The organism is Pseudomonas sp. S49 (genome assembly GCF_009866785.1).
Lineage (GTDB): Bacteria > Pseudomonadota > Gammaproteobacteria > Pseudomonadales > Pseudomonadaceae > Aquipseudomonas.
In genome coordinates, this window is sequence record NZ_CP019432.1 from 6,600,902 (window position 1) to 6,616,878 (window position 15,977).

A 15,977-nucleotide genomic window follows, 5' to 3' on the forward strand; every position below is an offset into this window, starting at 1 on the left:
GTGTTTCCCGATGCGCGTTCTACTCGTGTTGTTCAGCCTGATGCTGTCGATGTCATTGTCGGCGGCGGAAAAATTACCGGTGGTGACCAGCTTCAGCATTCTCGGCGACTTGGTGCATCAGGTCGGCGGCGAGCATATCCAGATCACCAACATGGTCGGCCCGGACGCCGACGCGCACACCTACGAGCCGACACCGGACGATGCCAAAGCATTACTCGGCGCCAGGCTGATCATCAAAAACGGACTCGGTTTCGAGCCATGGCTGGATCGACTGGTGAGCAGCACCGAGACCAAAGCCACCGTCATCAGTGCCAGTCATGGCGTGATTCCGCGCTCACTGGACGAGGATGGCGAAACCGTTCCCGACCCGCACGCCTGGCATAATCTGGCGAACACGGAACTGTACATTGCCAACATCACCAAGGCGCTGATCGCTGCCGACCCGGCGAACAGGGCCGACTACGAACGCAACAGCCAGGCCTATCTGAAGCAGATCTACGCCCTGCTCGCCGAAGCAAAAACCAAGCTCGGTTCGCTGCCGCCGGGCAATCGCAAGATCGTCACCAGCCACGATGCATTCGGTTATCTCGGTCAGGCCTACGGCATCGACTTTATGGCGCCGCAAGGTTTGTCCACCGAGCGTGAACCCTCGGCCGCCGAAGTCGCTGCGCTGATCACACAGATTCGTCAGGCCAAAGTCAAAGCGGTGTTCATGGAAAACATCAAAGATGCGCGTCTGCTCAAGCAGATCGCTGATGAAAGCGGCGCGCACATCGGCGGCACCTTGTACTCCGACGCCCTCGCCGCCAGTGGCCCGGCCAGCACTTTCACCGGCCTGTTCGAATACAACCTCAACACCCTTTACGACGCACTGAGCCGACCATGATCCGCAAGAATCCTTCAGGCGATTTGCCGCAAATCGCCGAGTCGGCTTACGTCGACAAAACCGCGATCATCTGCGGCAAAGTGGTGATTGGCGAAAACGTTTTCGTCGGCCCCTACGCGGTGATCCGCGCCGACGAAGTGGACGCCTCGGGCGAGATGGAGCCGATCACCATCGGCGCCAATTCGAACATTCAGGACGGCGTGGTGATCCACTCAAAATCCGGTGCGGCGGTGACCATCGGCGAATTCAGCTCGATCGCCCACCGCTCAATCGTGCATGGCCCGTGCGTGGTCGGCGACCGCGTGTTCATCGGTTTCAACAGCGTGCTGTTCAACTGTGTTGTAGGTAACGGTTGCGTGGTGCGGCACAACTCGGTGGTCGATGGTCGCGATTTACCGGACGCCTTCTATGTGCCCTCCACCACCCGCATCGGCCCGAACACCGACCTCTCGTTATTCCCGCCAGTGAGTGTCAGCGCCTCGGAGTTTTCCGAAGACGTGGCGCGCACCAACGTCGATCTGGTGCGCGGCTACAAAGCCTTGCAGAACGAGTTCTGAGCCATGAGCAGCGTGCTGATTCGCAACGCAAGGCTGGTCAACGAAGGGCGTGAGTTCGACGCAGATCTGTTGGTCAGCAATGGACGCATCGTCAAGATTGCGCGCAGCATCGAAGGTGAAAACGCCAAAGTGGAAATCGACGCGAACGGTCAATGGCTGCTTCCCGGAATGATTGATGACCAGGTGCATTTCCGTGAACCAGGTGCGCCAGCCAAGGGCAGCCTTCACACCGAGTCGCGTGCGGCGGTTGCCGGTGGCATCACCAGCTTCATGGACATGCCCAACACCAACCCGGCCACCCTTACCCTCGAAGCGCTGGCGGATAAAAAGCGTCGGGCGGCGATCAACTCGGTGGCCAATTACGGCTTTCACTTTGGCGTGAGCCGGGACAACCTCGACACGGTAGCCGCGCTCAATCCCTGTGAAGTGGCCGGGGTGAAAGTGTTTATGGGCGCCTCGACCGGCAACATGCTGGTCGATGATCCGCAGATCCTTGAGCGACTGTTCGCCGAGGTGCCGACCATCCTGCTGGCGCACTGCGAACACACGCCAAGCATCGATGCCAACGCGGCCAATCTGCGTGAGTTGTTCGGCGATCGTATTCCGCCCGCCGCCCACCCGCTTATTCGCAATGCCGAGGCGTGTTATCGATCCTCATCACTGGCGGTGGAACTGGCAAAACGTCACGGCACCCGCCTACATGTTTTGCACCTGACCACCGCGCGTGAACTGGCGTTGTTCGAGGACGAACCGTTGGCGCAGAAACGCATCAGCGCCGAAGTCTGTCTGCACCATTTATTGTTCGATGATCGCGACTATCCAAAGCTCGGCAATCTGATCAAGTGCAACCCGGCGATCAAGAGTCAAAGCGATCGTGATGCTTTGCGTGAAGCTTTGAACAGCAATCGGTTGGACGTCATTGGCAGCGATCATGCGCCGCATACCTGGGAAGAAAAGCAACGGCCTTACGCGCAGGCGCCGTCGGGATTGCCATTGGTGCAGCATGCGTTGCCGGCGCTGATGGAGCTGGTGGCGGACGGGGTTTTGCCGGTCACGACGTTAGTGGCGAAGACCAGCCATCGCGTCGCGGATCTGTTTGCGATTCCGGATCGTGGGTATTTGCGTGAAGGGTATTGGGCGGATCTGGTGTTGGTTGAAGCGCAGGCGTTGGAGGTCGATCGGCAGCCGATTTTGTCGCAGTGTGGATGGACGCCGTTTGCCGGGCGCAGCTTTCGGCATCGGGTGAGCACGACGATCGTGTCGGGACAGATTGCGTGGCGGGAGGGTCGGGTGAATGAGGGGTGTCGGGGGTTGGCGCTACGATTTATGCGTTGATTCAAAAACCCTGTAGGAGCTGACGAGTGAAACGAGGCTGCGATCTTTTGATCTTGTTTTTTACAATCAAGATCAAAAGATCGCAGCGTGCCGCAGCTCCTTCAGGAGATACATTTAGGCGCGGGGTTTAACCGCGCCGCACTCTTGGCCTAGCCAAACTGCACGCGTCTCCAGGCTGCCCTTCTGGTTGATCCCGATCGCATTGAACGTGCCATTGGCCACGGTGGTGAACTCGCGATCACTGAGGAACGTCGCCACGCCGGTACCCTGCGCTTTCGGGCAACTGAAGCGGAACTTCCACTGGTTACCGGTGCGATCGGTGATCTGCTGTTTGCAGCCCGATTGCGGGTCGGCCAACGGAATATCGTTGGTCGCCACCTGCTCTGGCGTCAGGCAAGCGCGGATGCCTTTGCCGCCAATATTGATCCCGTTCTTCTCCAGCGCTGCGCGCTGTTGCGGGGTCATCTGCCCTTGCAGTTGACCGAGGATCGATTGCACATCCATCGGCTGATCATCGACCTTGACGTTGCTCGATGTCATTTCCCACAGCCCCGGCTGCAGCATCTGCGCCTGCGCAACCACCGGCAATGCCAAACCCAGGCCCAGCGCCAAACCCAGCAGACGAACGTTCATCGAAAAACTCCTGATCAGTAGTGGCCGTTAGACGTCGGCCGATTGCTTCGGTTCATGCACCAATTAAATAGCGACAATCGCGACAGAACATGGTCTGTTAAGCATTGAATCTTCCGGAGCAAGGCTGCCCCATGGATTATTTTGGACCGCACATTTTCGGTTATCTGATCGCCCTGATACACACCCTCGGCTTGATCGCCGCGATTCACGCGGTGCTCACCGTGCGCACAGCTCAAGGCTCGATCGCCTGGGCATTGTCGCTGATCTTCATTCCCTACCTCACGCTTATTCCGTACCTGGTGTTCGGCCGCAGCACCTTTGATGGTTACATCAAGGCGCGGCGCCAGGCCAACGAACAAATGCGTCAGGCCATCTCCGAACTGAACTGGCGCCCTTGGGTGGAAGAAGCCCTCACCGCGCGCGCGTCCAATGCCTACGCCTCGTTACGGGCGATGCCCAAACTGGGGCGCATGCCATGCCTGGCGAACAATGAAGTGCAATTGCTGGTGAACGGTACGGCGACGTTCGAGGCGATTTTCCACGCCATCGATCAAGCGAAAGAAGCGGTGCTGATCCAGTTTTTCATCATTCACGATGATCGACTCGGCCAACGTTTGAGTGATCTGCTGCTGAAAAAAGCTGCGGAAGGCGTAACGATTCATCTGCTTTACGACCGCATCGGCAGCCACGCCCTGCCCCACAGCTATGTGCAGACGCTGCGCGATGCGGGCGTCGAGGTAAAAGCCTTCGCCACGCGCAGCGGCTGGCTCAACCGCTTTCAGGTCAACTTCCGTAACCACCGCAAGATTGTCGTGGTCGATGGCGTGGTCGGCTTTGTCGGCGGGCATAACGTCGGCGATGAATACATGGGTGAAAAACCACCGCTGGCACCGTGGCGCGATACCCATGTGAAGGTGCGCGGCCCGGTGGTCGCGTGCATGCAGGAATCCTTTGCCGAAGACTGGTTCTGGGCCGCCCGCACCCTGCCGCCGCTGATCCTGCCGGATGAATACCCGGAAGACGGCGTACTCTGCCAACTGCTCGCCAGCGGCCCGGCCGACGCGTACGAAACCTGCTCGCTGTTCTTCGTCGAAGCGATACATGCGGCGACGGAAAGAGTGTGGATCACAAGCCCGTATTTCATCCCCGATGAAGCCGTCTTCGCAGCGTTACGATTGGCAGTATTACGCGGTGTTGATGTACGTCTGCTGCTGCCCTCGCGCCCCGATCACCGCATCGTCTACGCCGCTTCCAGCCTTTATGCCTTTGAAGCGGTGCGCGCCGGTGTCCGAGTGTTCCGCTACCGTCCCGGGTTTCTGCATCAGAAAGTGGTGTTGATCGACAGCGAAATCAGCGCGATCGGCAGTGCCAATCTGGATAACCGCTCGTTCCGGTTGAATTTCGAAGTGATGTTGCTGACGGTCGACAGTGAGTTCTCCGCCGCCGTGGAACACATGCTCATCGATGACTTCGCGCTGGCCGACGAAGTCGCCAAAGAAGAAAGCCGGGAGCTCCACCGCCTGCAACAAGTCGGCATGCGGATCGCCCGGCTTATTTCACCGATCCTTTGAAACCCTCTCCCAAAAGAAGGGAATAGGCTCAGGGGTTGTAGATATCGTCACGGGTCCATGGCAGTTCATGGCTGCCATCAGGATGCGCTTTCACCGCGAGGATCTGGTGCAGATTGATCCAGCCACGGGCAAACGCGTAAGCACAGCCGGCCAGATATAGTCGCCAGATGCGCAACGCTTGATCCGGCACCAGTTTGCCCGCTGCCTCAAGGTTGTCCTCCAGCCGCTCGCTCCAGTGATCCAGCGTGCGCGCGTAGTGCAGGCGCAGGCTTTCGACGTCGACAATTTCCAGGCCCGCCTCGCTGATCTCCGCCGAGATCATCGACAGGTGCGGCAACTCACCGTTGGGGAACACGTACTTCTCAATGAAATCCCCGGCACCGCGTCCCACCGGACGGCCATCGGTGTGCTTGGCGGTGATGCCGTGGTTCATCACCAGACCGCCCTCCTTGACCGCACCGAACAGGGTTTTGCAGTACTCGGCGAGATTGGCGTGGCCGACGTGTTCGAACATGCCGACACTGACCACTTTGTCGAAACGCCCGTCCTGGGGCAGATCGCGATAGTCGAGCAATTGCAGTTCGATCTGCTCCTCCAGGCCTTCAGCCTTGACCCGCTCACGCGCCAGTTCCAGTTGCTCCTTGCTCAGCGTGATACCAAACACCTTGGCGCCGAATTCCCGCGCGGCGTAACGCGCGAGGCCGCCCCAACCGCAACCCACATCAAGCAGATAGTCACCTGGCTGCACACGCAGCTTGCGGCACAGATGTCGGAATTTGGCTTGTTGCGCCTGCTCAAGGCTTTCGCTGCCCGTTTCGAAATACGCGCAGGAGTACGCCATGTCGCTGTCCAGCCAGAGCTGGTAGAACGCATTGGACAGGTCGTAGTGGTAGGAAATGGCTTTGGCGTCGGTTTCCTTGTCGTGCACCGAACGCACTGGCTGACTGTCGTCATCTTCACCTAGCAAAGCGTTGCTCAATTCGTCGCAGACCCGGATGACTTCGCTGATCGAACCCTCCAGTTCAAGCTTGCCTTCGACGAATGCTGCTCCGAGCGCATCCAGGCTTGGATGGGTGAACTGGCTGACCATCTGCGGGTCCTTGACCACGATGGTGACGCTGGGCGCCGGCCCCAGATTGAACTCATGGCCATCCCAGAGTCGCAGTCGAAGCGGTAGCTGCAGATTCTGTAAGGCCGGTGGAAGTTGCGCGAGCATGGAAAATCCCCCCTTGTTTCAGACCGTCAGATCTGAGGGTAGACCATCCCGGAAAAATAGCAGGCTATCGATTTGATTAGCCTTGGCTATCGTTGCAGACGCTCCAGCAAACCGTCTTGAACCCACTGTTTCAACCAGGTAACGGCTTGAAGTGGCGCGCCCTCACCATAAATGACTGCTAATTGTGTGCACAGTTCGGAGAAATTCCAGCCACCGGCGAGCAGGCCATTGAGGGCCGTGGCTTCGGCAGGATCGAGGCTGCGATAGTGACAGATCAGTTCGCAGCGCCAGATCAGACAGGCCTGTGGGATTTCGAGCACCGTGCTGTCAGGGAAGTCGGATTCTTCCTTCACCGAACGCCATAGCGAGAGACTGTTGAAGCGGCATTCCAGCCACTGCAGCGAAGGCGTTGGCTTCACCCGCAGCTCAGGCCATTCCTCTGGGGCCAGCGTCGCCATTGATTGCAGCGTCAACGTCTGCCCCGCCGGCGCATCGAACGCCAGTGTAAACGCCCATTCAAGCGAGGCCAGTTCGGCCAGTGGCGCGCTTTGTTCCGGCACCAGATGCTCACGGATAAAGGCTTCGAAGCCTTTGCCCAGCCAGCGCAAGCTGTAATGCCCCGGCGGGGAATGGCGGATGTAAGAACTGGCGAGCCGATCGAATTCGTCGTCACCCATCCAGTGCAAGATCGCCACGAAGTCATTGCGCAAGACTTCCAGCAGACGCGCCTTGTACGCGTTGTGATAGATCGCCAGTCCCGTGCCGACATCCAGTGTCGGGCCACCAATCAGGCTTTTGCCCAAGACCGGATTCGCCGTAGCGTCGTCGTCGAGCAGAAACGACTCGAACGCCAGTTGCCAGTCTTTCAGGCGCATTGCTGCCTCCCGGCCAAGACCTTGTCACCCAGTTCACGTGCCTTGTGCAATTCACCGAGCAGTTCTTCGAAAGGCGGAAAATGGTCGTCGCGTTCCAGCAATGTGGCCACCGGGCCGAAGTGTTCAAGTGTGCGTTGATAGAGCGCCCAGACCGGATCGCTCACCGGATGGTCGTGGGTGTCGATCACGTAATCACCGTAGTCGCTGTGCCCCGCCAGATGCAGTTGACGGACTTTGTCGACAGGCAGGCCGCGAATGAATGCCCACGGATCAAAGCCGTGGTTGCGTGAGCTGACATAGACATTGTTCACATCCAGCAGCAACTCGCAGCCAGTTATCCGGCTCAGCACTGCGAGAAACTCCCACTCGCTGAAATCATCCGCGGCAGCACGAACGTAACTGGAGACATTCTCCAGTACCAGCGGACGCTGCAGAATGTCCTGCACCTGCCTTACCCGGCCGGCAATGTAATCCAGACTTTCTTCGGTATAAGGCAGCGGCAGCAGATCATGCAACTGATGGGCATTGCCGCGGCTCCAGCACAGATGATCGGAGATCCATGCAGGTCGGACCCGATCGGCCAGTTGCTTGAGTTGTTTGAGATAGTCCGGATCGAGGGCATGCGGCCCGCCGATGGACAGGGATACACCATGCATCACCAGCGGATGGCGCTCGGCGATGGCATCGAGGTAATACAGAGCCTTGCCGCCCTGCACCATGAAATTTTCCGAGACCACTTCGAACCAGTCGACATCCGGCGACTGCTCGAGGATCTGCTGGTAGTAAGCGCTACGCAGTCCGAGGCCGTAACCCAGGAAAGGCACAGAAGCTGACATAAGCGGACTCCTGATAAAAGTGGCCGCAGTGGCGCAAACCACTGCGGCGACACTAACCGGTCAGTTATTCGCCGACCTTGCCACCGGCTTTTTCGCAAGCCGCCTGAGTCATCGCCTTGAAGCCCTGACCTTTGCACGAACCCAAGCCTTTGCACGCGTGATCTTTGGTCTTGCAGTCGTTCTGGCCCTTGCAGCCATTCACGCCATAACAGTGAACGTTGGCATCAGCAGCCATCGCGTTAGTGGCAACACCGGCAAACAGGGTCGCGGCGGCCAAAGCGAGAGCGGCACCAGCAGCAGCGGTCTTGATAGTCATTTTTCTTATCCTCGGTAATCGTCAGGGGTGTCGGCTGAAAGGTTTGTTCAGTCCCGACATAGCACTAGAGAGAGCGCCCCCGAAGGCGTTACAGAAGATCAAAAATAATTTTCAAGGCTCTTCCTTGAGCTTCAATAACGGCTCCTGAAAGCGCAGCAACCGCCCGGCATTGCCCAGTACCAGCAGCGTGCTGAGGTTGTGCAGCAGCGCGGCGATCATCGCCCCGGCCGCACCGAGCCAGCCGAATGCGGCGAACACGACGATGGCGAGCGTCCAGCCCAGACCAATGATCACGTTGACCTGCAACGTCCTGCGGCACTGACGGCTGAGGCGCACGCAGGTGCCCAGTCGGCGCAGGTCGCTGCCGATCAAAACGATGTCTGCCGAGGCCAGCGCAATGTCCGCACCTCCCGCGCCCATCGCCACACCAACCACGCCCGCCTTGAGCGCGAGCGAATCATTGATGCCGTCACCGACCACCATCGGCCGGAAGCCGTTGTCGATTTCCTTGAGCACACGATTGAGTTTGTCTTCGGGCAACGCCTGGGCTTCGACCTCATGCAAACCGACATCCTTGGCCAGCGACTGAGCCACACTCTGGCGATCGCCAGTGAGCAACAGCTGTCGACCCAGACCCAGTTCACGCAATTCACTGAGGGCAAAGCGGGCCTCCGGTTTGACGCTGTCCGCCAGCAGCAACCAGGCAAGGAACTCACCGTTGAGTGCCAGCCCGGCGATGGGGCCGTCATGATCGGGAATAGTTGTCGTAATAATGCCGAGTTGCGCGAACAACTCCGGGCGGCCAAGCGCCGCTTCGCCCTGCCCGGTCATGGCCACGACCCCGAGGCCCTGGCGCTCGTGGATATCACTCAACGGTAAGCATTGGTCTTGAGTGACCAGCCCTGCGAGCGCACGACTGACCGGGTGGCTGCTCGCCGCCCCGAGACTGGCGGCGAGCGCCATGATCGCGGACGACTCTGCGCGCGGGTTGTCGATCGACTGCAAGCGCAAGGTGCCGTAAGTCAGCGTCCCCGTCTTGTCGACCACCAGTGAAGTGAGATCAGCCAGCTCTTCAAGAAACGCTGAGCTGCGAATCAGAATGCCGTGGCGTGCCGCCACTGCCACACCGGCAATCGCCGTCGCCGGGGCAGACAACACCAACGCGCAGGGACACGCCGCTACCAACACGGCGAGCATTGCCTGCGCATCATTGGTGATGAACCAGGTCACCGCCGCCAGCAACAACACCAGCACCATGTAGCTGCCGGCGTAACGTTCAAGCAAACGCGTGATCGGCGGCTTCGAGCGCTCGGCGTTCTGCATCAGCGCGATGACCTTGCCGAGCGTCGACTCATCGCCGGTTCGCGTCACTTCGATGCGCAACAGGCCGTCGAGGTTGATCGCGCCGCCAAATACGCTCATGCCGACGCCCGCCTCGACCGGCACTGATTCCCCGGTAATCGAAGCGGTGTCGAGGCTGGCTTGGCCAGACAACACCCGACCATCTGCCGGCACTCGATCCCCGGCTCGCACCTCAACGGTGTCGCCAGCTTTCAACGTGCCGTTGTCCACTTCGATGATCGAGCCATCCGTCAGTACCTTACGCGCATGGCTGCGGGTCAGTTGACCGAGGGCATGAATCGCTTCCTGCGAACCGATGACGCTGCGTTCCTCCAGCACATGGCCGAAGATCATGATGATCGGCAGCAACGCCGCCGTCAGCAGATCACCGGTTGCCCACGCGCCGAGCATGGCCAGAGCAATCAGTTGATCAGTGATGCCATGCAGACTCGGATAACGCAGGCTGTACCACGCCGAACGCATGACCGGCACGGCGACCAATAAAGAAGCGAAACCCAACAGCAACTGGCTGACACCGGTTTGCTCCGGCACCAGCCAACGCCAGATCAAGCCCAGACCCAGCAAGCCCAGTGCAAGCATGGCCAAGGTCAGTTGTCGGGCAGCGCGGCGTTGTTCGGCCGAGGACAACAGACTTGGTGCGGCGATGGTCGCGGTCATTTACTGGCTCCCTGAATGATCAGGCGGGAATCGTCTTTCGGGTTGACCGTGGTTACCGATCCGGCCTGACCGAGAATCTTCGGCATGCGCTCGCGATAAAGGCGCAGGAGCATTTGCGGGTCGGTGCTGCTGGCCAGACTCGATACCGTGGCGGTGTCGGCCGAGGCTTTGGCCAGGCGCTCACCGGCCTGCGCGTGAGCAACTTGCAGCGTGCGGTCGGCTTGTTCGTTGGCGGTCTGCGTGAGTTTCTCGGCGTCGGTGCGTGCGTTGGCCACGGCTTTGTCGGCTTGCTGACTGGCGGTCAACACCGCATTGAAAGCACTGACCGCCGGATCGGGCAGACTCGATTGCACATCGACCCGCGCCACCTCGATACCGATGCCCTGCCCGCTCGCCTTCAACTCGGCCAAGCGTTTGTTGATGCCTTGCACCAGATCACCGCGCAGCCGTTCACGGCGTTCGGCCGCTTGATTATCGGCGCCGATCAACTCTGGGCGAGCCACCAGAATGGTGTCCAGATCCCGCGCGGCAGTCAGTGCCAGCGCGCTGCGGGTGACCAATCGATCCAACGCCGGCAGCACATGATCAGCCTGCAAGACAAAGTCATAAGGATCGGTGACTTTGTAAAACACCCGCACATCCAGTTGCACCACCCCCGCATCACCGGTCAATAAATAACCAGAACCGGCCAGGGCATCGCTGATGGGTGCAGCGAACGATGCGACCCGATCGGCCTTGAGCGCCTCATCGCTGCGCAGCAGATTCTCGACGCGACATTCAATAACCCGATCGGCTGCCGGCAACAGAATCACCTGTTCGAAAGGCTGTGGCCAGGCCAACAAAAGGCCGGCGTTGTGGATGCGATCCAGCGCGCCGAAGTGTAGAACCACCGCTCGATTCTGCGGATCGATTTGCCGCACATTGGAAAACGCCCAAGCCAACGCGGCCAGTACCGTCACCGCATACAAAGCAAAAAATGCCAAACGTCCAGCCTGAATCCACGGACTGTTCAGCGCATGTGTTCCACGTGGAACTTGTTCATTCATGGCTGCAAACCGGATTTGCTGTCGAGTGTCAGAGGGCCGTCGACCAGCACGCGGAATGGCGCAGCATCGGTGCGCAGAATCAGTTTGGTGTCCGGCGTGACGATGGTGCCAAGGGTGTCCAGTGAACGAAGCAAGTTATACAGCTGCGGCGAACTGGCGTACGCCCGGCCATAGATCTGTGCGGCTTCGACGCGAGATTGTGCTTCGATTTCTGCCGCTTTCACCATGGCGTCAGCCTGCACAATTCGCGCATCGCGCTCGGCAGCGGAACGAATTTGCGCGGCTTCGCGCTTGCCGATCGCCGTACGCTCGGTGGCAATTGTTTCACGCTCGGCGCGCATGCGATCGACCGTGGCGGTGAGCGTCACCGACGGCAAGGTCAAACGCTCAATGCCGACCTGCACAACATGTACGCCATAGGTCGCGAGCAATTGCTGATCGATCTGCTGACGCAACTGCGCTTCGAAGTCGGCGATGCGCACCTGACTGGCATCGGTGTTGACCAGATTCGCCAGATCGAAACTGCTGGCGGTGGTTTCCAGTGCCGAGCCGACAAAGGTACGAATCTGCCGCGCAGCCTCATCCGGCTGGTTCTGCACTGCGCGCATGAATCGCTGCACGTTGTCCGGATCGCCCTGCACCTGCCACGCCACATAAGCCTGGACGATGATGCGCAGACCGTCACGGGTGCCGACATCCTGCAAGCCGCTGGACGTCGTCCGTAGCCGCAAATCAACCGGGATCGCCGCTTCGAACGGCGCCGGCCAGCGCCAGCTCAAACCCGGATCGAGCAACACCCGCGACGGATTACCGAAACGGGTGATGACCGTGGCTTCACCGGAGCGCACTTGCACCAGGCTCGCCGCGGCGATGGCGAACGCCACCAGCAACACGGCCCAGCCCATGCGCCGCCACGGAAACGGCCCCGCCTCTTCCGGCGCACCGTGGTGATGGTGATGATGCCCATGATGATGTCCGCCGTGGCCGTGATCGTGGCCGCTGTGATCATGCGGTTGGTGCGTGTGCGACTGGCTCAATGGGTGACTCCTGGTTGAGCGGTGGTGCGCGCGGGCGTCGGGTCAGCCGGCAACGTGAAGGTACGCAGGTCGATGGTCGGCGCATTGCTGCTGCCACCGAGGCGATGATCGAGTACCAGCAAATTGGCTTTGCTCAGGCCCTGACTGAGCTGGCCGAGGTATTGCTCGAGCACGAAGGCCTGACCGGCACTGGCGTAGGCTTTTTGCTCGGCAGTGAATTTCAGATCCGCCGCTTGCGCCGTGGCACTGGTTTCCCGCGCATTGGCGCTGGCCTGATCGCGAGCAAGGCTGGCCTGCAACAGCGCCTGATTACTCGCTTCAGCAGCGGCGCCACGTTCGCGGGAGATCAACGCTTGCGCGCCGATCTGTGCGGCTTGCACGCTGTGATAGGCATTGGCGGCACCGGCCGGCGGGTGAATGGCTTCGACGACCGTGGCGAGAATCTCCACGCCACTGTTGAGTTGTTGCAAATCGCGTTGCACCGCACGACCGATCTCTTCGCCCAGCCCTACCCGATCTTCGCCGAGCAAACCGTCTAACGTGCGCGAGGCAAAATCGTGCACCAGAATCCGGCTGGCGGTGCTGCGGATCAGTGTCGGCACGTCGGCGCTGTTGTAGGTCGCCGCCACTGCTGCCTGATCAGTCAGGCCAATGCGATAGACGAAACGCACGTCCATGTTGACGATCTGAAAGCTCTGCTGATCGCCACGGCTGCTGGCAATGACTTGCGATTTGTCATTGACGTGACTGGCGTCCCACAAACGATTGGCTGTGAATGGCGCCGGACCTTCAGCAGGATCGGCTCGCACCGGCACCGGATTCTCGCCGACGCTGGTTGCCAATTCGTGCACCACGCCGTTTTCAACGATCAGCACGCGCCCCAGCGGCCACGGCAAACCTGTATGCAATCCCGGGCCGAGCACCTGCACCGGTTTGCCGAAACGCTCATAAATGCCGCGGCCTTGCAGGGGGATTTCATGAATGCCGGTGAGCAACCACCCCACGGCAGCAACCAACGCCAGCACCGGCAGAAACGCCCGGCGCATGTAACTGAACGCCCAGATCTGCCGCAGATCGATGCCAAAACGGTTGTGCAATTCATGCTGCAACGCGAGCAATGGCTGTGGCGGCCAGCGCAGCATGCCGGCGACGAAACTGCGCGCCATTAGCGTCGGTTCGAGCTGTTCTCGGCGCGGGCTGAAGACGGAAAGCACGGCGCGCAATAGCAGTTCGATTGCGACCAGTCCCGGCAATATGCCGAGTAGAACGGCGACGCGAACCGGCCAAATGGCGTTCTCGCTGGCGAACAGTAAGCACAGCGCCCCAAGCACCAGCGTGATGATTGCCACACGCGTCAGTTGTGCCAGTGAGCCCGCGTCCGGCCATTGCGCGGGATTTTCCTGTGCGAGTTGTCGCTCCAGCACCAGCAAGCCGAACGCCAATAACAACGCCAGCGCCGCGCCGACTGTGGCGGATAAACCGACGGCCGCGGCGGGCAAAGCGAGGTTCCACACCTGGTCGATGCTTAACACCACCAGCAGCGCCAGACCGCCCAACCACAGGGTCGCCGCACCGATCTGGCCGAGCAGATGCAAACTGCGCTGGCTCAGGCGCTCCAGTAATCGCTCGTACCAACCTTGCGGCGCAGATTCTTCGTCCACGGCTACCGGCGTCACCGCGACAGGATTGATCGCCTGCGCGCGCCATTGCGTGACCCACCAAGCCGATTGCATCCCGGCAACCAACACCAGCAACGCCGCACTCTGATTGATCAGCAACGGCAACCACAACGACTGCGGAGCAAACAGGCCGACAAAAAACGCCAGCAACCACCCCGCTCCGGCCAATCCGCCAAGGCTGATCGCCCAACGTCGCAAGTACCGGCTCTGCACGTCCGCCTGCTGAAAGCGCGGCAGTCCGGTCACTTGCGTGCCATCCACCTCCAGATCGACTTGCATATCACCCCAAATTCAATGGTCCGCTGTTCATATCGTTACGATATAACGAAAAGCGTGAAATATTCGTACACAATTACCCTTATTCAAAGATGCCCAACCTGTCGCTTGCCTGAAGCCTTGACCGAAAAGCCTCGAAACGCACATATTACGTTCGTAATTTTTATCCGGAACTACTTTTAGCGATCCGCATCCATCAATCAGGAGCAAGCGCATGAGCAACTATGACGTAGTGATTCTGGGCGGCGGCCCCGGTGGTTATAACGCGGCGATCCGCGCCGGCCAGCTGGGCCTCAAGGCTGCTTGCGTGGAAGGTCGCGCGACCCTCGGCGGCACCTGTCTGAACGTCGGTTGCATGCCCTCCAAAGCCCTGTTGCATGCTTCGGAGCTGTATGACGCGGCGATGGGGGCGGAATTCGCCAACCTTGGCATCGAGGTCAAACCGACGCTGAACCTCGCGCAAATGATGAAACAGAAAGACGAAAGCGTGGCCGGCCTGACCAAAGGCATCGAATTTCTGTTTCGCAAAAACAAGGTCGACTGGATCAAAGGCTGGGGCCACATCGACGGTCCCGGCAAGGTCACGGTGACTGGCGATCAGGGCAACAAAATCGAACTGACCGCTAAGGACATCATCATCGCCACCGGTTCCGAGCCCACTCCCCTGCCAGGCGTCGAAATCGATAACAAACGCATCCTCGACTCAACGGGCGCGCTGTCGCTAAGTGAAGTGCCCAAGCATCTGGTGGTGATCGGTGCCGGCGTCATTGGCCTGGAATTGGGCTCGGTGTGGCGACGGCTGGGTGCGCAGGTCACCGTGGTCGAATACCTCGACCGCATTTGCCCCGGCGTCGATGGCGAGGCCGGGAAAACCCTGCAACGCTCGCTGAGCAAACAGGGCCTCGCCTTCAAGCTGAGCTCGAAAGTCACCAGCGCCACGTCTTCCGCCACCGGTGTACAGCTCAGCGTCGAGCCTGCGGCGGGTGGCAGCGCTGAACTGCTCGAGGCCGATTACGTGCTGGTGGCGATCGGTCGTCGTCCGTACACCCAAGGCCTGGGTCTGGAAAACGTCGGCCTGAGCACGGACAAACGCGGCATGCTCGCCAACAAACAGCATCGCACCGAAGCCGCTGGCATTTGGGTGATCGGCGACGTGACCTCAGGCCCGATGCTGGCGCACAAGGCTGAAGACGAGGCGATGGCCTGCGTCGAGCAGATCCACGGCAAGGCCGGCGAAGTCAATTACGACCTGATCCCCAACGTGATCTACACCCGACCGGAGCTGGCCAGCGTCGGCAAGACCGAAGAGCAACTGAAGGCTGAAGGGCGCGCCTACAAGGTCGGCAAGTTTCCGTTCACCGCCAACAGCCGGGCGAAAATCAACCATGAGACCGAGGGCTTTGCCAAAGTCATTGCCGACGAGCGCACGGACGAAGTACTCGGCGTACATCTCGTGGGACCGAGCGTCAGTGAAATGATTGGCGAGTTTTGTGTGGCGATGGAGTTCAGTGCTTCGGCCGAGGACATTGCGTTGACCTGCCATCCGCATCCAACAAGATCAGAGGCATTGCGCCAGGCGGCGATGAATGTCGAGGGAATGGCGACGCAGATGTAGGGTTCTGAAATCTTTATTGACCGGACTCCCGCTTTCGCGAGCAGGCTCGCTCCCACATTCGACCGCAGTCCTCCAGAAGG

At 59.9% G+C, this 15,977-nt stretch carries 14 protein-coding genes; 5 read left to right on the forward strand and 9 right to left on the reverse strand.

Translation table 11 applies throughout. The features are described 5' to 3' along the window. The first annotated feature begins 10 nt into the window (after window positions 1-10). Genes PspS49_RS29370 through PspS49_RS29380 form a run of 3 tightly spaced genes read left to right on the forward strand, consistent with a single transcriptional unit; the run spans window position 11 to window position 2,778 of the window. A complete protein-coding gene (locus PspS49_RS29370; protein ID WP_160042410.1) occupies window positions 11-886 on the forward strand; it encodes a metal ABC transporter substrate-binding protein in 876 nt (291 codons plus the stop codon). Continuing rightward, window positions 883-1,443 (forward strand): carbonate dehydratase, encoded by a 561-nt coding sequence (locus tag PspS49_RS29375; protein WP_122842141.1) that lies wholly within the window; start codon window positions 883-885, stop codon window positions 1,441-1,443. The genes PspS49_RS29370 and PspS49_RS29375 overlap by 4 nt, the downstream gene beginning before the upstream one ends. Window positions 1,444-1,446: 3 nt before the next feature. After that, window positions 1,447-2,778 (forward strand): dihydroorotase, encoded by a 1,332-nt coding sequence (locus tag PspS49_RS29380; RefSeq protein WP_160042412.1) that lies wholly within the window; start codon window positions 1,447-1,449, stop codon window positions 2,776-2,778. A gap of 114 nt (window positions 2,779-2,892) precedes the next feature. Here PspS49_RS29380 and PspS49_RS29385 read toward each other — a convergent pair whose 3' ends face one another. After that, window positions 2,893-3,411, reverse strand: coding sequence for a DUF3617 domain-containing protein (locus PspS49_RS29385; RefSeq protein ID WP_150749895.1), 519 nt, complete (start codon window positions 3,409-3,411; stop codon window positions 2,893-2,895). Between the two features lie 131 nt (window positions 3,412-3,542). Between PspS49_RS29385 and cls the strand changes: the two genes are divergently transcribed. Continuing rightward, on the forward strand, window positions 3,543-4,982 hold the full coding sequence (cls, locus tag PspS49_RS29390) for a cardiolipin synthase (RefSeq protein WP_127930306.1): 1,440 nt from the start codon (window positions 3,543-3,545) through the stop codon (window positions 4,980-4,982). 28 nt (window positions 4,983-5,010) lie between these two features. On the opposite strand, the gene cfaB is transcribed toward cls, so the two are convergent. The 8 genes from cfaB to PspS49_RS29430 form a co-directional block, all read right to left on the reverse strand. Further along, window positions 5,011-6,198, reverse strand: coding sequence for a C17 cyclopropane fatty acid synthase CfaB (gene cfaB / locus PspS49_RS29395; protein WP_127930307.1), 1,188 nt, complete (start codon window positions 6,196-6,198; stop codon window positions 5,011-5,013). Between the two features lie 86 nt (window positions 6,199-6,284). Next, window positions 6,285-7,073: a DNA-binding domain-containing protein gene (locus PspS49_RS29400; RefSeq protein ID WP_160042413.1), complete on the reverse strand. Its 789-nt coding sequence runs from the start codon at window positions 7,071-7,073 to the stop codon at window positions 6,285-6,287. Then, the gene (locus tag PspS49_RS29405; RefSeq protein WP_160042414.1) at window positions 7,064-7,909 is read right to left on the reverse strand and encodes a DUF692 domain-containing protein; all 846 of its coding nucleotides are present in this window, start codon (window positions 7,907-7,909) and stop codon (window positions 7,064-7,066) included. Before PspS49_RS29405 ends, PspS49_RS29400 begins: the two co-directional genes overlap by 10 nt. A 64-nt stretch (window positions 7,910-7,973) precedes the next feature. After that, window positions 7,974-8,225, reverse strand: a complete 252-nt coding sequence (locus PspS49_RS29410; protein WP_150774640.1) for a hypothetical protein — start codon at window positions 8,223-8,225, stop codon at window positions 7,974-7,976. Between the two features lie 111 nt (window positions 8,226-8,336). Then, window positions 8,337-10,244: a heavy metal translocating P-type ATPase gene (locus PspS49_RS29415; RefSeq protein ID WP_160042415.1), complete on the reverse strand. Its 1,908-nt coding sequence runs from the start codon at window positions 10,242-10,244 to the stop codon at window positions 8,337-8,339. Further along, window positions 10,241-11,290 (reverse strand): protease modulator HflK, encoded by a 1,050-nt coding sequence (locus PspS49_RS29420; protein WP_160042416.1) that lies wholly within the window; start codon window positions 11,288-11,290, stop codon window positions 10,241-10,243. The genes PspS49_RS29415 and PspS49_RS29420 overlap by 4 nt, the downstream gene beginning before the upstream one ends. Continuing rightward, entirely contained in the window at window positions 11,287-12,327 is a 1,041-nt protein-coding gene (locus PspS49_RS29425; RefSeq protein WP_160042417.1) for a protease modulator HflC, read from the reverse strand. Before PspS49_RS29425 ends, PspS49_RS29420 begins: the two co-directional genes overlap by 4 nt. Beyond that, window positions 12,324-14,285 (reverse strand): protease modulator HflK, encoded by a 1,962-nt coding sequence (locus tag PspS49_RS29430; RefSeq protein WP_160042418.1) that lies wholly within the window; start codon window positions 14,283-14,285, stop codon window positions 12,324-12,326. The genes PspS49_RS29425 and PspS49_RS29430 overlap by 4 nt, the downstream gene beginning before the upstream one ends. A 211-nt stretch (window positions 14,286-14,496) precedes the next feature. Here PspS49_RS29430 and lpdA point away from each other — a divergent pair, with 211 nt between their 5' ends. Then, a complete protein-coding gene (gene lpdA / locus PspS49_RS29435) occupies window positions 14,497-15,897 on the forward strand; it encodes a dihydrolipoyl dehydrogenase (protein ID WP_150749902.1) in 1,401 nt (466 codons plus the stop codon). The last annotated feature ends 80 nt before the right edge of the window (window positions 15,898-15,977 follow it).